Source organism: Oscillospiraceae bacterium (assembly GCA_025758045.1).
Taxonomy (GTDB): Bacteria; Bacillota; Clostridia; order Oscillospirales; family Ruminococcaceae; genus Gemmiger.
Genome location: CP107208.1, coordinates 24704 through 44434, shown reverse-complemented (window position 1 = coordinate 44434; position 19731 = coordinate 24704). Strand labels below are relative to the sequence as shown.

At 52.0% G+C, this 19731-nt stretch carries 19 protein-coding genes and 1 pseudogene; 5 read left to right on the top strand and 15 right to left on the bottom strand.

Going from position 1 to position 19731, the window contains the following annotated elements; translation table 11 throughout:
• Positions 1-2: 2 nt before the first annotated feature.
• The 3 genes from OGM81_00275 to OGM81_00265 are packed head-to-tail and all read right to left on the bottom strand — an operon-like array spanning position 3 to position 2805.
• Complete coding sequence (locus OGM81_00275) at positions 3-1475, bottom strand: energy-coupling factor ABC transporter ATP-binding protein (GenBank protein UYJ43625.1); 1473 nt, start codon at positions 1473-1475, stop codon at positions 3-5.
• Positions 1472-2197: an energy-coupling factor transporter transmembrane protein EcfT gene (locus tag OGM81_00270; GenBank protein UYJ43624.1), complete on the bottom strand. Its 726-nt coding sequence runs from the start codon at positions 2195-2197 to the stop codon at positions 1472-1474. Before OGM81_00270 ends, OGM81_00275 begins: the two co-directional genes overlap by 4 nt.
• Positions 2194-2805 carry an MptD family putative ECF transporter S component gene (locus OGM81_00265; GenBank protein UYJ43623.1) on the bottom strand — a complete coding sequence of 204 codons (612 nt, stop codon included), beginning with the start codon at positions 2803-2805 and terminating at the stop codon, positions 2194-2196. Before OGM81_00265 ends, OGM81_00270 begins: the two co-directional genes overlap by 4 nt.
• Before the next feature lie 185 nt (positions 2806-2990).
• Between OGM81_00265 and OGM81_00260 the strand changes: the two genes are divergently transcribed.
• The 5 genes and pseudogenes from OGM81_00260 (at position 2991) to OGM81_00240 (ending at position 6482) form a co-directional block, all read left to right on the top strand.
• Entirely contained in the window at positions 2991-3959 is a 969-nt protein-coding gene (locus tag OGM81_00260; protein ID UYJ43622.1) for an AraC family transcriptional regulator, read from the top strand.
• A gap of 127 nt (positions 3960-4086) precedes the next feature.
• Positions 4087-4197: pseudogene (locus tag OGM81_00255) on the top strand (XRE family transcriptional regulator).
• Between the two features lie 247 nt (positions 4198-4444).
• A complete protein-coding gene (locus OGM81_00250) occupies positions 4445-4774 on the top strand; it encodes a MobC family plasmid mobilization relaxosome protein (protein ID UYJ43621.1) in 330 nt (109 codons plus the stop codon).
• A complete protein-coding gene (locus OGM81_00245; protein ID UYJ43620.1) occupies positions 4735-6078 on the top strand; it encodes a relaxase/mobilization nuclease domain-containing protein in 1344 nt (447 codons plus the stop codon). Before OGM81_00250 ends, OGM81_00245 begins: the two co-directional genes overlap by 40 nt.
• 71 nt (positions 6079-6149) lie before the next feature.
• Complete coding sequence (locus OGM81_00240) at positions 6150-6482, top strand: DUF6050 family protein (protein ID UYJ43619.1); 333 nt, start codon at positions 6150-6152, stop codon at positions 6480-6482.
• A gap of 454 nt (positions 6483-6936) precedes the next feature.
• Here the strand turns inward: OGM81_00240 and OGM81_00235 are convergent, their stop codons facing one another.
• The 12 genes from OGM81_00235 to OGM81_00180 all read right to left on the bottom strand — a co-directional run bounded on the left by OGM81_00235 (position 6937) and on the right by OGM81_00180 (position 19715).
• Positions 6937-7134: a hypothetical protein gene (locus tag OGM81_00235; GenBank protein UYJ43618.1), complete on the bottom strand. Its 198-nt coding sequence runs from the start codon at positions 7132-7134 to the stop codon at positions 6937-6939.
• Positions 7131-8957 carry an antirestriction protein ArdA gene (locus OGM81_00230; GenBank protein UYJ43617.1) on the bottom strand — a complete coding sequence of 609 codons (1827 nt, stop codon included), beginning with the start codon at positions 8955-8957 and terminating at the stop codon, positions 7131-7133. The genes OGM81_00235 and OGM81_00230 overlap by 4 nt, the downstream gene beginning before the upstream one ends.
• Positions 8958-8969: 12 nt before the next feature.
• On the bottom strand, positions 8970-9449 hold the full coding sequence (locus OGM81_00225) for a hypothetical protein (protein ID UYJ43616.1): 480 nt from the start codon (positions 9447-9449) through the stop codon (positions 8970-8972).
• Positions 9436-11535, bottom strand: coding sequence for a DNA topoisomerase 3 (locus OGM81_00220; GenBank protein UYJ43615.1), 2100 nt, complete (start codon positions 11533-11535; stop codon positions 9436-9438). Before OGM81_00220 ends, OGM81_00225 begins: the two co-directional genes overlap by 14 nt.
• Positions 11528-12589 carry a DUF4366 domain-containing protein gene (locus tag OGM81_00215; protein ID UYJ43614.1) on the bottom strand — a complete coding sequence of 354 codons (1062 nt, stop codon included), beginning with the start codon at positions 12587-12589 and terminating at the stop codon, positions 11528-11530. The genes OGM81_00220 and OGM81_00215 overlap by 8 nt, the downstream gene beginning before the upstream one ends.
• 4 nt (positions 12590-12593) lie before the next feature.
• Complete coding sequence (locus OGM81_00210; GenBank protein UYJ43613.1) at positions 12594-12866, bottom strand: DUF4315 family protein; 273 nt, start codon at positions 12864-12866, stop codon at positions 12594-12596.
• Positions 12867-12892: 26 nt separating this feature from the next.
• On the bottom strand, positions 12893-14872 hold the full coding sequence (locus tag OGM81_00205) for a C40 family peptidase (GenBank protein UYJ43612.1): 1980 nt from the start codon (positions 14870-14872) through the stop codon (positions 12893-12895).
• Positions 14869-15891 carry a DNA cytosine methyltransferase gene (locus OGM81_00200; GenBank protein UYJ43611.1) on the bottom strand — a complete coding sequence of 341 codons (1023 nt, stop codon included), beginning with the start codon at positions 15889-15891 and terminating at the stop codon, positions 14869-14871. The genes OGM81_00205 and OGM81_00200 overlap by 4 nt, the downstream gene beginning before the upstream one ends.
• Positions 15884-16057 carry a hypothetical protein gene (locus OGM81_00195; protein UYJ43610.1) on the bottom strand — a complete coding sequence of 58 codons (174 nt, stop codon included), beginning with the start codon at positions 16055-16057 and terminating at the stop codon, positions 15884-15886. Before OGM81_00195 ends, OGM81_00200 begins: the two co-directional genes overlap by 8 nt.
• Entirely contained in the window at positions 16050-18320 is a 2271-nt protein-coding gene (locus OGM81_00190; GenBank protein ID UYJ45021.1) for an ATP-binding protein, read from the bottom strand. Before OGM81_00190 ends, OGM81_00195 begins: the two co-directional genes overlap by 8 nt.
• A gap of 76 nt (positions 18321-18396) precedes the next feature.
• Positions 18397-18831 (bottom strand): PrgI family protein, encoded by a 435-nt coding sequence (locus tag OGM81_00185; GenBank protein ID UYJ43609.1) that lies wholly within the window; start codon positions 18829-18831, stop codon positions 18397-18399.
• A gap of 14 nt (positions 18832-18845) precedes the next feature.
• Positions 18846-19715 carry a CD0415/CD1112 family protein gene (locus OGM81_00180; GenBank protein ID UYJ43608.1) on the bottom strand — a complete coding sequence of 290 codons (870 nt, stop codon included), beginning with the start codon at positions 19713-19715 and terminating at the stop codon, positions 18846-18848.
• Between the last annotated feature and the right edge of the window lie 16 nt (positions 19716-19731).

Below are 19731 nucleotides of genomic sequence, written 5' to 3'. Positions count from 1 at the left end.
GACTACCTCTCCTTTCCATCTGAAACAGAGAAAAGCTCTCTCAATTTCGGGAGGGCCTCCATTATAACTGATACGTCATCGGGCATTTCGCCTTCGTCAAAATGCAAGACACGAGAACAGGTACGGCAGACAAACTCAAAATCATGGGTGACAATGAAAATGACTTTTCCCATATCGGATAATCGCCGGATCAGTCCCGCCACCTGCGTCATACTGTCAAAGTCAAGACCGCTGGTCGGTTCATCAAATACAAGCAAGTCTTTCCCACAAATCATGCTGACAGCCACTGCTACTCGTTGCTTTTGACCGCCGGAAAGCGTGTTTGGATGGCGCTTCCGGTATGGGGCAAGGCCCAATTCCTCCAAAGTTGCATTTACCAGTGTTTGATCTGGATTGCGTATACCAAAGGAACACTCTGCCTCCACACTGTCAGCGAAAAGTTCATAATTCACATCCTGCATAACCATGTAGGAGCGTTTTAGCCTTGCCTTACGCTCAATCGGCTTTCTTTCCCACAAGAATTGTCCATCACAGTCTTTGTGAAGCCCACAGAGAGCGCGGGAAAATGTAGTTTTTCCAGCTCCGTTATGTCCAACTACGCCAATCACTTCGCCTCTTCCGGCGGATAGTCCAATGTCATGCAAAATGGTTTGCTTCTTGTAACGGAGCGTCACATTCCGCAGCTCCAATACAGGGGTAGGCGCAGGCAAGTGGGCTTTTGGTGGGAATACCGCCTGTAGATCAACAGCCCGCAGCCCCATGTGTTCACGGTCAGGTTCAGATAGCTGCCGAAATTCTTCCGGGGTGTATATTCCTTTGATTTCTCCTTTTTCCAGATAAACAATTCGGTCAGCCAACTCCGTCAGGTAGTACAGACGATGTTCCGCTATCAAAATTGTTTTGCCCTGTTTTTTTATCAGCCGCAAATGTTCCTTTAGTTCTTGGATCGAAGTCATATCCAGATTAGATGATGGTTCATCCAGTAGATAAATCTGTGGGTTCATGGCATAAACAGAAGCAAAGGCGATTTTCTGCTTTTCTCCGCCGGACAACTCAAAAATATTCCTGTTCCGTAGCTTTTGAATACGCAAATCTTCAGTTGTCTGCTCTACTCGCTCAGCCAATTTCTTAGGAGGGCGAGCTTCATTTTCAATTCCAAAGGCAATCTCGCTGTCTGTATCAACATTGAAAAACTGCGTCCGTGGATTTTGGAAAACGGAGCCAACCTTAGCGGCAATCTGATACATAGGGATATTGCTGATTTCCTGACCATCTACCAGCACACGGCCATGAAGCTCTCCCTGATAAAACTGAGGGATTAGTCCATTCACCAGCCTTGTAATCGTTGTTTTTCCGCACCCGCTGCGGCCACAGAACAGGACGCATTCTCCGTCCGAAATTTTCAAATTGATGTCATGCAGCCCACCATGTTCCTGCCCCGTATAGGAAAACGATACATTTTCAAACTCAATCAACCAATCACACCTCCCCGCACACATAATTCAAAAATCAGATAAGCTACGGCAACGGCCATGACACCCCAATCGGCAACTCCGCATTTTATCTGGACAAGACAGGTGCGTGGATTGGGATTTTCAATTCCACGAGTGACAGAAGCAACAGAAAGATCATCCGCTGCTTTTGAAGCTGCCATCAACAAAGGCACATAAATACACTCAACCGTCATGCCCGGATGTGCTAAAAAGCCCGCCAGAGAAGGTGAAACATCTCTCATCCGCATAGCATCCTTGATATATCGCCAGTCCTCTTGAATAGTTGGAATGTACCGCAGCATAACTGCCATAGGAATTACTAACTTTTTGGGTGCGTGGACACGGTTCATAGCAGACAGGAACTCATTGACTTTTGTAGTAGTCAGAACAATCCCAGCCAAGGTTCCGCACGCATAGACCTTATGAAACAATCCTAAAAAGGCAATAAACATTGTCCGCAGCGTGCCTGTCATTTCTGCCATGATCCAAACTGTCAGGACACAGATGACCGCATAAAAGCATACAGCCTTAATGACATATTTCCACTTTCCAAAGAAAGCACCCAATATCGCAATCAGCATAACAAGGACAAATTGATATGCAAGTGAAGGAGCGAACATGGACGATAAAACACATATAAGAATAAGAAAGAGCTTGGCCCGTGGGTCGAGCCAAAGCCCTTTCTTGTGGCGTTTACCGCTCATGCTGTAATACCTGCTTTTTCAAACTGCTTTTTCAGCATTTTGCAGCCTACAAAAGCGCTGATTGCAGATGTAATGATAACAGCAGCGAACATGGCAATCAGGATGCCAGTATTTGCAGTTGCCTGCATGGTGTCGATGTAGCCCTGTTCAGTTCCGTTTCCCAGCATAGTCTGTGCCCAGCCGTTGGGGTCAACAAAGAACACGATATACGAACCAGTGCCGCCGAGAGAGAACAGGATATAAGACAGGCTGTTGAGTTTTTTGCTTTTGTACTGCCCTGCACCAGCAACAAAGTCCGCGACAATCGCCATGATCAGGTAGCCCAATGCAAAAGCCCAGTGCATACCGGTCACGAACCAAATAATACCCATGATAATGCCCATTATAGAAAGGCTCCAACGCTTATGTACTTTTGCAATCAGCAAAAGATAAATGGGGCCAGCAAGCAGCCCACCTCCTGCCGGCATGAAAAAAGTAAGTACAGGATTCGTTGCAAAAAAGACGCCGCCCACCAATACAAAAACAAATAACAGTGCAGTAAAAATACCTGTCGTCACAAGGTCTTTCACTGTCAGACCCCTGTTTATAGAATTTACTTGATTACTCATTTTGACCTCCTACCTTTCGTTGTCTTGACTCAACAAGTGGTTTGTGATATTCTTTGGTTAGATAGCTCTAACCATCCTCTAATACAATACGCATTTATCGAACAACATTCAATGGGTTCCGACGATGTTCGTCTGTTCCTTTCAAAAGTTCGTCCAATCGTTGCAAAAAGGAGGCGGTCTGTTTTATGTCTGAAATTATCGACCAATTTTATACGCCTCTGCTGATTGAACACGGTTTTATCCGTGACCCAGACAATCAGCAATATGGGGCATTAGGTGACTGCTGGAAACTTTCTCCCGAAGTTGGAGAAGGCACCTACTGGACTTATGGACAGAAAGACCTATATGATATTAAAATCCACAACTTTTCCTTCCACGAAGATTTCATGTTGGAATGCTCCCTGCCGGAATGTCTGAGTATCACTCGGTATGACTCTATTTCCGGGGAGGAATTATCTCCATACCGTAGGCTGTCTGCCGGTTGTATCAAAACATTTATTGGCGGCTACGCTCCATACAAGGCTTTGATACATAAAAATATTCCAATCCGTTCGGTTGGAATTGAGATTGCACCGGCATATTATGAAGACTACCTGAAAAAACTGTACCCAGAGGCGCAGATCAATCCTGTGGATGCATTTCGGAAGATCGACCAAACTTCCGACTTTCCAGAAATGTCACGGTTACTCACAGAAATCAAAGACTATCGCGGGGAAGGGATTGCCGCAAAACTTTTTTATGAGGGTAAAGTTGCAGAAGCTGTTTCAATGGTGGTTGAATATCAGAAGAAACATCCTGATAAACCAGCCCATAAGCTCTCTCAACAGGATATTGAAAATCTTCAAATAGTTGCCGCTTATCTTAGCGACCACTATGCTTTTGATATTCCCCTGGAACGGCTAACACAGATTGCCTGCATGGGAACAACAAAGCTCAAAAGCTGTTTTAAGAAATACTACGACTGCACCATCACAGAGTATGTTCAGCAGAGGCGTATGAGCCAAGCAGAATATCTGCTGGCATACACAGAGTTGACAGTAGGGCAAGTTGCCCAAACAGTAGGTTATTCCACTTCAAGCCGATTTGCAGAATTATTCCGCAAAAGCACTGGATTGTTACCATTAGAGTACAGAAAAAACGCACAACGAAAGTAAAATGAGCGCCAGAGTTTACTCTGGCGCTCGTCTGATTTTATGTTGAATTATAAAATGTAGATAAGAAGCATATAGCATCATTCCATGTGCAAACTATGAAATATAGAATGTATATGGGTGATGTTGAATGGCAAAAGTTAAAGACTGCCCTGGCTTTGAAACCTTCGGTGCGGATGTAAAAGAAGCACGGAAGGCGAAGAACCTTGCACGAAAAGATTTAGCCGAAAAGGTGAACATTGTGACGGGGCCTTAAAAATTGAAAAGCCGAATGAAGAAACGGAGGGTGTCTGAACATCCTCTGTTTTTCTTATTTTGCGGGCATTTTGGGGCTTCCGCAACGCTTTATAAGTAGGGATAAGATACGGTAGCAAGCACAGCAAGCGAGTACCCGCTTGCGAATTTTGAGATTTTCAGGTCCCTTACCCGAAAATTCAAAATTGCTTGTTGGGATAGTCCCAAACCCTTATAAAGAACGGAGGCGGCGCATGGCAAACCGAAAGCGAAATATTCAAATAAAATTCTATGTCACGGAGGACGAAAAACGGCTCATAGACGAAAAAATGAGCCAGTTACCCACACGCAGATATGGCGCTTACCTCCGCAAGATGGCGATTGACGGATATATCATCTATACGGACACCGCAGATATCAAGGCATTTACCAAAGAGCTTTCCGCCATTGGTCGGAATATCAACCAGATTGCCAAGCGGATCAACGCCGGAGGTCCTGCGTATCAGGCCGACATTGACGAGATACGGGAAAGGCTGGATGAGATATGGCAGTTACAAAGACACATCCTATCAAGTCAACGCTGAAAGCCGCCATTGACTATATCTGTAACCCGGAAAAGACGGACGGAAAGCTGCTTGTTTCTTCCTATGGCTGTGCCGCCGAAACTGCGGATATCGAATTTTCCTGGACCCGCCGCCATGCCATCGACAAGGGAACGAACCTGGGGCGTCACCTGATCCAAGCCTTTCAGCCTGGGGAGGTTACGCCGGAACAGGCCCATGAGATCGGCATGGAGCTTGCAAAAGAAATCCTGGGCGGCAAGTATGAATTTGTACTTACCACCCATATAGACAAAGATCATGTTCATAACCACCTGATTTTCAATGCGGTCAGCTTTACGGATCACAAGCACTATCATTCCAACAAGCGGAGTTATCACTATATCCGCCGCACCTCCGACCGGCTTTGCAAGGAACACGGTCTGTCTGTCATCATCCCCGGACAGGACAAGGGCAAGAGCTATATTGAACATCAGGCTGCGCAGAACGGCACCAGCTATAAGGCAAAGCTGAAAGCGGCCATCGACCGACTCCTGCCAGCCTGTTCCGATTTAGAAGAACTGCTTCATCGCCTGCAGAGAGAAGGCTATGAGATCAAGCGGGGCAAATATATCTCCGCCAGAGCGCCGGATCAGGAACGATTCACCCGTCTGAAAACCCTGGGTGTGGACTACACCGAAGAAGCCCTTGCCGCCCGGATTGCCGGACGTTCCAGACCTTCCCACCAGCCGAAACCGCAGAACGGAAAGATCAGCCTGCTCATTGATATTCAGAACAACATCAAGGCGCAGCAGAGCGCAGGCTTTACCCATTGGGCGAAGCTGAACAATCTGAAACAGGCCGCCAAGACCATGAATTTCCTGACCGAGCACGGGATAAGCAACTATGGAGAACTGGAAAGTAAACTGGCCGCATTATCCGCACGGAGAGATACCGCTCATGCAGAGATCAAGCGGGTAGAAAGCAGAAGCACCGAACTTGCCCTTGTGATGAAGCACGCCGGAACTTACCGTCAGCTAAAACCGCTCTATGACCGATACCGCAAATCAAATGACAAAGAAAAGTTTCTGCGGGGGCATGAGAGCGAGATCATCCTTTTTGAAGCAGCCGCCAGAGAATTGAAACGGCTGGGGGCTGTGCCGCTGCCGACAACGGAAAGCATGAAAACGGAGCTTGCTAATCTCAACGCAGAAAAGGAACGGCTCCTTACGGAGTACAAAACCGCAAGAACCGAAGCCCAGGAATACGATACCGTCAAGCAGAATGTGGATGTGCTGCTGGCCGTTCCAAAGGAACAGGAACAACAGCGGCGGCATGAGCTGGAATAATTTTCTCTGAAAGACACTGGGCGCAGCTCCCGGCATCCTGTATAATGGAACTGCGGAAGGAGGTTTTACCGATGACAAGAAGCGAAGCAATCAAAGCATTTTTCTTCAAAAGTGTACTGCCCGTAATCGTGGCGCTGATCCTGTATTGTATCTTCAAATCTGCCTGCGTGAAGAACGGAGAGCTTGACTATGTATGGCTCTGGATACTCTGCGGGCTGCCGTTTGGCCTCCATCGGATGTGCCTCTGGATCGTGCCGGGCGGCGGCTCCCTGGGTGGAGGGATCGCCCTGTTTGCATTGAACTTTATTATCGGCGGCGTGATAGGCGGTTTCGTTCTGGCATGGCGGTTGATTGTGGCGGTATGGTATGTGCCGCTGACGGTGTACCGGCTGATCGTTGGATGATTTTTTGCGTTATGGAAATATGGAAAACTGCCGCTCGTGCCGATGGAAAAGCCATTCACAACCTAATGGAAAAAGACAAGCCTTTTCCCACAGGTCTGCAAACAGCTTTCCCACAGCCTCGCAATCTTGACAGTTTACGCACATTCCCACAACGCCTACTACGGTGGCTATCCATCCTTTCCTATCCAATCCTAATGAGAAAATACTATGGAAATTCCTTTTGAACGGAGGTACAATTTGTACCCCTGTTCAAACAACAGAACCGTGTTAAAGTAATTTGATGATAGCAAAAAGAAAAAGCAGGAGTACAGCCAATCGGATGAACCGAAAAGCTGTACTCCCGTTTTGTGTATCAGAAAGTGTTTGGAATCGAGCCATTTTCTCTATGTGCCAGCAAGCAGACCGACACATGAGAAATCATAAAGGCTCCCTTTGAAAATATGAATACAGGGAATTATTCTGCGGTTTTTCCACCCTTATCTTCACATATTTTAGACCGTTTGGAATTGTAATGCGGACAAGCGACCAGACACGCCCGGAAACTCTGCTTGCAGCCGTGAACACATTTTTTACAGATATGGTTATACTGCCGCCTGCCGTTCTCACCCAGGAAGAACGCCCATTCCAGCCTCCACTTCTTGCTTCGGCTCATAGGCAGTCATGCTCCGGCACATCACGGCCAGGCTTTTTGCCCTCCTGGGGCTTATGCTCGGCACATTCCCGTTTGGCGTCCTCCAACCGCTCACGGATGGAAGACTTCTCTGGCGTTGTCCGCTCTGCATACTCCTGGGCTTTTTCCAAGTCTTCGCCGCGTCTGCCGTTGTTGATAACGCCGTCGATCATGCCGTAGTCATCCTCCAGCGTCATTTCAGCGGTGCGGAGAGGATTGTCCTTTTCCGGCTGTTCCGCTGCCACGGCAAAGGCCCGTGTGCCGTTTCCCATGATAAGATACTTTCCATCATCGGAAATATGGTGGACGCCGTAACCGGCCGCCTCCATCTGCTCCCGGCTCATAGCCGTCACCTGAAAGCTGCCCCTGGGCGTTTGGATGCGCTCGCCGGTCTCAAAACGGTCTGGCAGGTAAGCGAGGTCTTGCTTCTCTGCTGGGACAGGAAGAACAACGATATTGCCATTGATCTGCATAAATCGTTCCGGCGTTTTGAACTGTTCCGTGTATTTCTGAATCAGTTCCGGGGACAGGGAGGCAAAATCTTCCTCACCAAGTCCAACCACCAGGAAAGTCCCTGCTACGATATCATAAATTTCTCCATTTTCATCCCGCAGCCCACGGTTCAGGTCAAGCCCTATGAGCTTTCCTTCATCATTGCAAACCAGCGCCACCGGGTCAGAATAGGGATAAGTTGCGCCAATGTCTCCGCCGACCTCCGCCTGCAGGGAATGGAGATCGGGGTCAATCTCCTTCACATAGGGTTCCTTCATAGGCTCCACTACAAGCACAGTCATCTTTTCCGAGGCAACCTTCTCCGCAGCGGACAGCATTTCATCCGCATGGGACTTCTCCGGGTCATCCAAAGCGGCCTTGACCTCCGTCGGATCAAAATCAAGAAATTCCTCATAGCACGTGGCATCCTTGAACTTTTCAATCTCCGAAGGAAGATAGTCCTCCTGCGTCTGCCCCAGTGCTGCCAGCTTTTCATCCAAAGCGGAAATGCGTCCGGCCATCAGATTTTCATACAGTTCTTCCTTTGCGGCGTGCGTCTCCGGGTGCTCCGCCGCATACTGCGGATCGTTCTGACGGAAAAACTCGTCCATGTCAAAGGCGATATCCATGGCCCACTCGGATTTTTCTTCTTCGGGAAGATCATCCTGGAAGGTCATCACCCGGTACTCGTCGGGGATACTGCCGCGCTCACCGTCGTAATACTCATGGAAACTGTCACCCGTATCACGCACATAGCCCTGATCCGTGAAGGTGCCGTTTTCCTCCAACGCAACGTCCCGGCCGTAGGCCTCATAATCGATGTAATTCTGCAAATGCTCTGGCACCTGCATAACGTCCAGTTCTTCGATGTAATAGCGGCCCAGATCGTCATAGTCATGGATATCGGGGTAAACCTCATAACAGTCCAGATTTTCGGTGAGGTTGATGATCTCCTGCAGGCTGCCGCAATGGTCGCCCATTTCCATACCGGCCTGAAACTGTGCGTATTCGCTTTCGCTCATTTCATCCAGCTTCGACGCCAGATAATTCAGCTCGTCCAGACTCTCATATTCACCCAGCTTACTGTAAAGACCGTCCACATAGCAGTCATAGTCCGTGATGAACCATTCCTCATAGGGCTGGCCGAAGTCATCCTTCTGGCCGATCCCGATCCGCTTAAACACTTCCTTCAATTCCTCGGCGGTGGTGGGAAACTTCACCCACTCGCCCACAAGCTCGCCCTCGTTATATTTCCCAAGATTGGTGATAAAAGCGGCAAAGGGATAATCCTTGTTGTGATCGTAATATGGCATATCAGCACCTCCTTACAGCTCCGGCGCAGATTTTTCCTTATGGGGCTGCGCCTTGCTTTTCTCTGCACATTCCTTCTTGCCCTGTTCCAGCCGTTCCCGGATGGAGGGCTTTTTCTCCGGCTCCGCAGGGCGTTCATGCACCCACTCGTCGCCGGAAAGAGAAATATATCCGTGTTCCGTAAAATGGCCCTGTTCCTCCTGCATGGCGTACTTGCCAAACGGAACAGGGTCGATTGCTTTCAGAAGTTCCGGTGGCAGCAGCATATCCATGTGCTGTGCCAGATACCGCCACCCCAGATCGTTCAGATCGTGGATATTGGGTTCAAATACGAAATAGTCGATGTTGTCCGCAAACGCCTTAAACTGCTCTGGTGTTGTCAGCTTGAAGGGCGAGGTCTGCACCGCCGCTAACAGTTCCCGATCCTCCGGGGAGAGGGCAGCCACCGCCGCCCTCATTTCAGGTAAATGTTCCAAAGTCTTATTTTCTGCCATTGACACCTTCCTTTCTTTTCGGAAATTCCAGCTTGAAATTGATGTACTTGCCGCCCGTGTCATCCAGGATCACCGCAGCGTCATAAGTGGCCTGTTTCTTTTCAGACCACATTCCCTTGACATTGGTACGCCCCTTTTTCAGAAGGTCCGTTGCCATCTTCTTTGTCAGTTCCTTCTTGCGGCTCGTCCAGAAGCGGTCATTTTTCCAGAGAACAAAACCACAGGACCGATCCGAACAGGCAAAGTTTTTCTTCCCCTCATAGACCGGCTGGCCGCAGCGAGGGCAGGTACCGATCACTTCCTTCTCCGGGGCAAACAGCTTTTTGCCGTCCTCGGAAATGCAGGAATAGGTGGACACAATCTCCTGGACCATCGTGCGAATACCGTCCATGAAAGTATCCGGGGCAGTGCTACCTTTTGCGATATCCGTCAATTTCTGTTCCCATTCCGCTGTCAGCATGGGAGAGGTCAGCGGCTCCGGCAGGACCGTGACAAGGTTGATGCCGGCTTTGGTGGGGATCAGGCTCTTGCCCTTGCGCTCCACAAATCCGGCTGCCACCAGCTTTTCGATGATAGCCGCCCTGGTCGCAGGCGTGCCAAGACCTTTTCGCTCGGCTTCGTCCGGTATATCCTCCTTGCCTGCGTTCTCCATAGCGGACAGGAGGGTATCTTCGGAGTAGGGCTTCGGCGGCTGGGTAAAATGCTCGGTAACAGCAACCTCCGCACCGCCAAAAGTCTGCCCTTTGGTGAAGTCCGGGAGCGTGCCGCCGTCTCCGTCCGCAGTTTTTTCCTTCAGGGAGGTACGGAAAATGCGGTCAATCTCCCGCCAACCTTCGGAGAGGATGCGCTTGCCCTTTGCGGTGAAGGACTGGCCACCGCAGTCAAAGGTGGCCGTGACCGCCTCATACACATACGGCTCCGCCGATGCACACAGCAGCTTGCAGCAGACCAACAGGAACAAATTGCGTTCTCCCAGAGGCAGAGCCTTGATATCCGTTTTTTCAATCTCCATCGTGGGGATGATAGCGTGGTGGTCGGATACATCTTTGTCGGAGATCATGGCCTCCACCAGCGGGAAGAAGTTTGTGCAGCCACCAAAGGGCGGCAGCTTTGCCGCCAGGTGGATCACACAGGAGGCCGTTTCCGCCATGTCGGAGGTCAGATACCGGCTGTCCGTGCGGGGATAGGTCAGCAGCTTCTTTTCGTAGAGGCTCTGGGCGTAGTCAAGGGTCTGCTTTGCCGTGTATCCGAACAGGCGGTTTGCCTCCCTCTGCAAGGTGGTGAGATCATAGAGCTTCGGCGGCTGTTCTTTCTTCTGTTCCTTCGTGACAGAGGTACAGGTGACGGCCGCACCCTTGCACATGGCCGCTGCCTGTTCCGCCTCTGCCGGATCGGTGAATTTCTCCGACACTGCTTCGGCTCCGTCCAGCACCAAGCGCAGCAGATGATATTTTTCCTTGTGAAACAGCGTGATCTTCGCGTCACGCTCCGCCAGCATTGCCAGTGTGGGGGTCTGAACACGGCCCACATTCAAGGTGCGGTGATAGAGAACGGAGAAAAGGCGCGTGGCGTTGATCCCCACCATCCAATCCGCTTTCTGGCGGCAGAGGGCAGATTGATACAGGGCTTCATAATCGGTGCCGGGGCGCAGATCAGAAAAGCCCTCCCGGATAGCGCTGTCCTCCATCGAGGAAATCCAGAGACGGAGGACCGGCTTGCGGCAGCCGGTCATTTCATACACCAGACGGAAGATCAGCTCACCTTCACGCCCGGCGTCACAGGCATTGACGATGGTATCCACATCGGGGCGGTCCATCAGGGCGCAGAGATTTTCAAAAGCGTCCTCCTTGCCAGGCGCCAGCACATAACGGAACGGCTCCGGCAGAATGGGGAGATCATCATAGCGCCATTTCTTGAAACGCTCGTCATAGCCGCCCGCATCCATCGGGGATACCAAGTGCCCCACACACCAGGATACGAGAAGACCGTTGCCCTCATAAAAGCCATCGGCCCTGGATGAAGCACCCAGGGCCGATGCGATAGATTTTGCCACACTCGGTTTTTCTGCGATAATCAGTTTACTCATTCTTTTCCTCCGTTTCCTCGTCCTCAGTCAAATATTCTTCTTCATCCTCCAGGTCGAAATCATCCAGATCAGCGGGAACTTTCTTTCCCTGCTTCGGTTTCAGCACCAGGAAATAGACTGCCGCGCCGCCTCCGGCTGCAAGGATCAGCAGCACCGCCAGGATCGCCCCGGTATTGCTTTTCTTTTCGGGTTCCGGATTCTCCGGTTCGGTGGGCTCCGCAGCTTTCTGTTCTGTGCCAACACATTCACTAAGATTTTTTACGCAGACCGGGCAAGCGGTATTGACCGCTCCGGCCTGGCACTTCTCCGTACAGGTGCAGACAATAGGTGTTTCCGCCTTTTCTCCATCCTCCGTAAGCGCCATGAGGTCGGCTTCATCCACCTGGTTCAGAAAATGCACGGTTTCCTCGCCCTCATCGTCACGGTCGATAATGAGATAGAACACATTGCCGTTCTTCGTTGCCACTGTAATAAACTGCTTGCCGCTGGCGGTCGGGCTGCCAATATCGTCAATCAGCGACAGGTTCCCGTCCGGCGTCAGGGCGGCACCGCCATTCAAACCGCCGCCCAGCATACCCAGCAGATTTTCCAGCGTTTCCGTGTCCAGAGAGAAAGAACCTTCCCCGGAACCAGCCTCGCCGTCACTTACCGTCATGTAGCCGGAATAGACATAGCCGACCTTTTCCGGCAGGATGACCTTCAGCCAGTCGCCGTCCGTGCCGATCACCTTCACGGTCGTTCCGTTGGGAAGCTGGGCGAAGGCGGTATAATCCATTCCGGCGCCCGTGCGGACATTCAGATTGCCGCCGCCCGTGGTGACGGTGCCGGTCTGCCCGGAGTCCTTTTCGCCGGAACTGAACTGGATACCATCCTCGGTGACGGATACCGTGACCTGGTTGCCGGCCAGATCGGAAAGCAGATCAGAAACATCCCCAGCCGTTTCCTGTTCAGCCACGGACTCCGTGCTTTCCTCGCCGCCGCTGGCAAAGGCGGTGACAGAAAAAGCGGCAGTGCTGAGCACCACCGCCAAAAGAGCCGATACCATTTTTGCCATAAAGTTATGCTTCATCCTCGTATCCCTCCGTTTTCTCATTCTCGGTGTCTCCCTCCTGCAGCATACCTTCCGGCAGGGAGATCATGCCGCTGGCATAGGCTTTCAGGAAAGCGGTCAGCTCCTTGTTGTCCATCTTCACGGCTTTCACCATGCGGACGATTTCCAGATTTTCTTCCTCCGCAAGCTGGGCCTCCAGCGCACGAAGGCGTTTCTGCTGCTCCGCGATCTTTTCTTTGGTTTTCGCAATGTCATTGCGGATCTTCTGTGTCGTTGCCATAAATCAAATTACCTCCATATCGTTTTTTAGTTGTAGGGCGGTCGCCCGAAAGCGTAAAAGTGGGATTGCCAGTAGCTTGTGTTGATATCTGCATACTGGATGGGGTCGCCGCAGTGCAGCATTTTTCCGCCGCCCACATAGATACCCACATGGGAAACGCCCGGCGTATCGTAAGTACCGACGAAAAAGATCAGGTCGCCGGGTCTTGCGTTGGCAGAGGCTACCGGGGTGGAAATATTGTAGAGTCCTTGGGCTCCCAGCCTGCCCGTATTGCAGACGCCGCTTTGCGTCAGCGCCCAGGATACGAAGCCGGAGCAATCAAAAGAAGTGTTCGGATTGCTGCCGCCCCAGACATAAGGATAGCCGATGTACTTCTCCGCCTCGGTAATGAGCGCTGCAAAGGTTTCATCTTCCAGTGCGGAAGGCGGGATATCATAGGTGGTGGGCGGTTTGGTGTACTTGTCCACATAGCCGGAGCCGGGGAATAAATCTTCCCGGTTTCCCAGCGTCGCCATATAGACCGCATACAGGGAAAGCGTTTCTTCGTCCATGATGTAGACCGGCACATGGGAAAGATCGAAGTTTTCCAGCTTCACATTGCAGATATAGTAGTTGTACGGTACTTCCACGTCATAGTCGTTTCCTTCGCTGTCTGTCCGTGTCTCCGTCCGATAGCGTACCTCCACCTCCACGGTCTGCGTCAGGATATACTGCTTTTCAAAGAACATTTGCAATTCAGCCTGAACCTCGTCGATGGTGAACACCCCTTCATGGAACGCCGTGAGAATGGAGATCAGCACATAAGGGTCATGCTCGATCTCGTCCAGATCAAAACGGTATTCGTCATATCCGGGGTGCAGAGCCTCATAGTGGTCCAGCTCATATTGAAGCTCCTGCTCCAGTTCGCAGTAGGCCGCCTCTGCAGCCAGCATATCCGTGTCCTCGGAGAGATAAGAGGAAGTAAATACACCGCCCACACCGGAGCCTGCCATCATGGAACAGGAAGATACCCCGCCAAACAGCAGAGCAACACAGGCGCCAATGCCGATCACCAACAGCACCGCCCGGCTATGGTGTTTGATGTAGAGGAATGTTTCCTTGAAGGCGTCCTTTGCTTTCTGCGCCGCACTTTTCGCTGTGGCCGCTGTGTTCTTTGCGGTTTTCTCTGCCTGTCGCAGCTCCTTTGCATAGTTCCGCTTGATCCGCTGTTTCTGCAGAAAGCGGGATATCGGGTTAGAAGCCGCCAATACAGGATCATCATGCAGTGCCTTTTGGTAAAGGTAGTCGGCGTTTGCCTTAAAAGAAGCCTGCTCTGCCTTCGCCGCATCACGCCAGGGCTTTGTGCGGTGATGGTGGACGGCGGCACGGACTTTGCCTTTTCCGTAGGCAAGCCCACGCTCCGTCAGCACCTCGCCCTTGTGTCCGGCTTCAACACCCACATTTTCCTGTTCCACCTCATGCACCTTCGCATGGGCAGCGTGGACGATCTCATGGACCGGCCGAGAAAGCGGATTGTGCCGCAGGCGTCCGTTGGGGCGTTTCTCCACTTCTTCAAAGTGAAGCTGCGTTTTGCCTTTTCCGGCTGTCTCGTCAAAAACACGCTCGGTACGGAGAACTTTCTTTGTGGGGATAGCGGCTTTTGCCGCGTCCAGCCTGTCCGCCGCACGGTCGGAACGGTCAATGTACTTTCCAAGTACGGGATCGGCACGTTCTTCCTCGGTAAATTGCAGGCGGGAGGACGGGCGCTGCCTTGCGGCAGAACCATCCCGCACCGCCTGGGTGTCAGCCTTTTCCGCCTTTCGTGCGCTTTTCTTCTCATGGTGTTCCGCCGCACGCAGGGCGAGGTCAGCCGCAGCGCCAGCGGATTCTTCCGAAGAAGCGGACAGCTCCGTTTCCGGCTCCCGGCTGCTGATATGTTCCACCTCTCCCGTGGCAAGGTTTTCCGATACCGCACCGTCACGGGTCATTTTCTGCGTGATCTTATCGGTCGCTTTCAGTTCCCTCATAGGCAGTCACCTTCCTTTCCATAGGGGCAAAAGTCGCCGCAGGTGCCATTCTCGATCATGGCGATATAGCGAAAAATGGGATAGGCCTGGGGCGGGCAAACCGCATTTCCCAAAGTTTTCAGCCGCAGCGCCCGGTCATCCATGCGCTCGGTCATGCGGGGGATTCCTTCCGGCTCGTCAGCCCAGAGGATACGTCCGTCCATCCTTTCGGGAAACCCATGAGCCATTCCACCCAATCCGGGTTCAGCGCCGCCGTTTCGGATACCGGCTGTTCCTGGGAGATGATCTGCGCCGACAGGTTCCCGTCCTTCTTCGCCGGATCGAAGGCCGACGGCTTCAAGGTCGAGCGGAAACCGTCCGACGCCACCGGGGTCAGATAGAATACCGCCGCCGACAGACTGAGGCTCCAGATCGCCCCGTTTCGGTTCCTCTTGCGGAATATTCCATTGTCCGACAGGAACACATCCAGGCTTGCCGCATCCCTGGCGGTGTTGTTGTCTGAGGCAAGGGGTGTGGGAAACATCAGCCGCGACGATAAAAGTTCGCTGGCGCTCATGCCATGCGCCGACACCGCAAGCCGGAAATACGAATGGGAGAACAGCGTATCCCGCTTTTGCCAGGTCAAAGATCGTTTTGTCGAGCCCCATATTGATGAAGCCAGCAACATTTTCCCCAAGCACCCAACGGGGCCGCAGCTCGGTAATAACGCGGCACATTTCCGGCCACAGGTAGCGTTCATCCGCAAAGCCCTTCCGTTTTCCGGCGGTGGAGAAGGGCTGACAGGGAAAGCCGCCTGAGATAACGGTAACTGTTTCAAGTCCTGTTTTTTCAAAAAACGCCTCCTTCGTGAAAGTAGTGATATCCCGGAACCTGGGAACATCCGGCCATCGTGCGGAGAGGACGGAGTGCGGGAAATCCGCCCACTCACACTGGCAGACGGTTTCAAACCCGGCAGCCTCCGCCGCCAGGTCCAGACCGCCAATGCCGGAAAACAGGCTCACATGGGTCAGTTTATTCATGGTCCTTCGGCGCACGGAACGGTTCGATCTCACTTTCCAGCTCTGCAAGGACCGCCTCCATATCTGCCGTGACCGCCTTGCTTCTGGCAATCAGACGGTTCATCACATCAAAGAAGGTTTCGCCCTCCTGTTTTTCTTCCGTATGCAAATAGCGGGGATCATTCATGTTCGTTTTCTCCTTTCCCGGTTTCACCAAGTTTTGTTGTCATAATGCTGTAAAGCTCGTTGTCCTTCGGGAAGTCATCCACAAAAGGAAGGATCACATTACCAAAGAAGATCAGCCCCTCGCCGGGGCCTGCGTTGCTGATATGCGCCGCCTGCTGATTGGAGATGTTCAGGCGCTCGCAGAGGATTTTTCTGTCTCCGCTGGCCTGGTTCAGAAGGTACACAAAATCGCTGTTTTCAAAGATGTTCTCGATCTCCGGGGAGGAAAGCAGGTCCTTGATGTTCTGCGTGATCCCCGTGGGGATTCCGCCCCATTTACGAAAGCGTTTCCAAATTTCCACACTCCAAGAACCAACCTCGCCTCGTAGCAGAAGATGGAACTCGTCCACGAAGTACCAAGTGGATTTGCCCTGATCCCGGTTTTGGGAAACACGGTTCCACACCTGATCCTGGATCACCAGCATACCCAGGCTTTTGAGCTGCTTTCCCAGCTCCTTGATATCGAAGCAGACAATGCGGTTGTTGATATCCACGTTGGTGCGGTGATTAAAAACATTCAGACTGCCATGCACATACAGCTCCAGCGCTGCCGCGATCCGCTGCGCCTCCGGCTCCGGCTGCCGTTTGATCTCGTCATACAAATCTTCCAGCAGCGGCATATTCTCCGGGCGGGGGTCTGCGATATAGGGGCGGTACACGATCCGCACGGCACGGTCAATGACCGTCTTTTCCACCGGCTCCAGACCGTTCCGGCCACCTGCTGCCAGTTCGCAGAACGACAGGATAAAGTCGGATTTCAGCGCCAGCGGGTTATCGTCCTCGCTGTAATTGAGGTTGATATCCATAGGGTTCACATACTGCGTGCTGGTAGGTGAGATTTTGATGACCTGACCTTCCAGACGGTTCACCAGCGGAAAATATTCCGCTTCCGGGTCGCAGATCAGGATATCGTCCTTTGTGTTCAGGAATACACCCACGATGGAACGCTTTGCGGAAAAACTCTTGCCGCTGCCGGGTGTGCCTAAGATCATGCCGTTGGGCGTTTTCAGCTTTTTGCGGTCGGCAAGGATCATATTGCCGGAAGTGGCATTGAGCCCGTAGTAGAGGGCTTCACCGCCGTGGAAAATCTCCTGCGTGGTGAAGGGAACGAACACCGCCACCGCCGAAGTGGTAAGTCCGCGCTGTATCTTAATGCGGTTGACACCCAGGGGCAGAGCCGACACGAAGCCGTCCTCCTGCTGAAAGTCCAGCCGTACCAGGGAGCAGTTATATTTCTGTGCCACGCTTGCCGCACGGAGAAGGTCATTCTCCAGCTTTTGCTTGCTGTCCGCGAAGTTCACCACCAGGAAGGTCATCAGGAACATTCGCTCATTTCTGCTTTGCAGGTCACGGAGGATGTTCTTTGCCTCACCTGCGTAGGTGGCAAGATCGGTGGGGATGATATCCATATCGAAACCTTCCCGCACCGCCTTTTTCTGCGCGTCGATCTTCATACTGTCAATGTCGGTGATCTTCCGCTTGACCGTCTTGATCGCCTCGTTCTGATCCATGCTGCGGATATGGAGGCTGACAAGCAGCCCGCTGTCTGTATCCAGCAGTTCGGTGAGCATACGGTCATCCATTTCCGGTGCGCTGATCTGCAGAAAAGATACGGCACAGAATTTATCTGTCATTGTGAACTTCCGTGCTTCACCGAAGCGGAAGGAAGATGGTGCGATAAAATCCTGGACCGACAGGCCGGAAGGGGCAAGCCAGTTCCATTCAAAGGCAAACCGTTCCCCGTCCGGGTGCAGGATGCCGTGGAGCATTTCCAGCCATTCCTTGCCGCCAAGCTCTTTTGCCAGAGCGCCCATGACCTTGAAATGGTTGAGGGCATCCATGACGATCCGGGAAAACCGTGCCCTTGCGGTTTTGCTGTCCCGTGCCTCGATGGTGAGGGTCAGGTACTTTGTCTTGATAAGACCGTTGTTGCCCCGTTCAAGCTGCTTGCGGAGCATTTGCGTGTAAAGCTCACGGATATGGTCGAAGTGATCTCCCTGCGCCGCAATCTCGATACGCTTCACAAAATCCTCCCGGTTCATGCGGCGGCTCACAAGGGAGAGCTGCATCCCGATAGAAGCATCATGGGCGTTATACATATCGCAGAGGGCTTCAAAAATCGCCGTCTGGTCGTCGGGCTTTGCAAGCTGATAATTCACATCCTCGAACTCGATACACTTCGACCAGGTGTGGTCGTCCAATTTGCACAGACCGTCCGGGTACATCTGTCGGAAAGGTAAAGTATCCTGCGCGGAATGTACCTTGCCGTCGCCTCTGGCAGTTTCCAGGATACGGCTGATCTCACGCTTTTCTGCGGCGGTGAGCTTTACCGCTGGTTTTGCCGCCTGCCGTGCCTGCGGCTCTGGCTTTCGCTTTCTGAACAATGGCTTTCACCTCCTTTTCCGTCTGGGCCTGCCGCTCCAGGGCTACATAGAAATTGTTTGTCTGGTAAGGCCGCTCTTTCGTCCGCAGGAACATACAGCGGATGACCTGTCCGGCTACCACTTCCAGGGGTTGGCCGTGCCGCTCATACATGGCGAGTAGAAAGAACGGGAGCATGACGATAATCATGCAGAACGCGGCGGCGCTGTTGCTGGCCGTGCGTCTGAGCAAAAAGAAAAGCGGTACTCCGATGAGTGCCGCCGCTCCGAAACATATAAGCTGCCGTTTGGTAAGCCCAAACAGCACTTTGGATTTTACTTTCGTCAAATCCTTTGGAATGGTTACATACGCCAATTTATCAAGCCTCCTTAATGCGCTCCGAACAGGCTCTTAGAGAGGCTGCCGGTCTTGAACAGGGCGAAGCACAGCAGGACCGTGTAGCCCATGCAGGCCCATATCGCGCCTGAGATGTTTCCGTCCGTGGCGATACTCTGTACCAAAACAGAGTAGATTCCCACGCACACCATGATTAGAAATGCCTGGAACGCCAATGCAAACAGGGATTTCAAGTAGTTCTGTCCTGTATGGCTCCAATCCCGGTTTGTCATAGTGGCAAGCGGAATTGGTCCAACGGAAGTTGTCAAATACACCTCAATCATGCGGCCGTAGATGACAAGCATGATACAGATGGAAAGGGCGTTCATGGTAAGTCCCACAAAAAGGGACTGGAACCACAGCCCGAACAGTTCTCCCGTGCCCAGGGCTTCAAGCTGCGCCTCCATATCCGTGATGACGCTGCTGATATCAATGGAGGTATTCCCGATGATGACGCCTGCGCTACTGTTTACAACGCTTTGCCCCACATCGAAGATACCCATGACGATGTTCCATGTGTTCGTCACAATGAGAACGGCACAGAAGGTTTTGAAAATCCACTTGAAGAACATCCAGGTATCTACATCATGCAGATTGTTTTTCTCTGTCACAAGCTGGATCAGCTCATAACACATTACGAATGTCAGGATAACCCCGGCGATTGGAACGATCACCGTTTCAGAGAGGTTTCGGATCATAGAAAAGACGCCGCTGTTCCATGCCAGCGGCGTCTGTCCCACTTCACCGGCGATCTCGCCTACTTTGGTATTGACCGTATCGAACATGCCCGACAGGTTTCCCGTGATCCCCTCGATGAGCAACCCTCGGAGCCATTCATCGAGTTTGTCGAGTATGCCGCCCATAAGCGATCACCGCCGG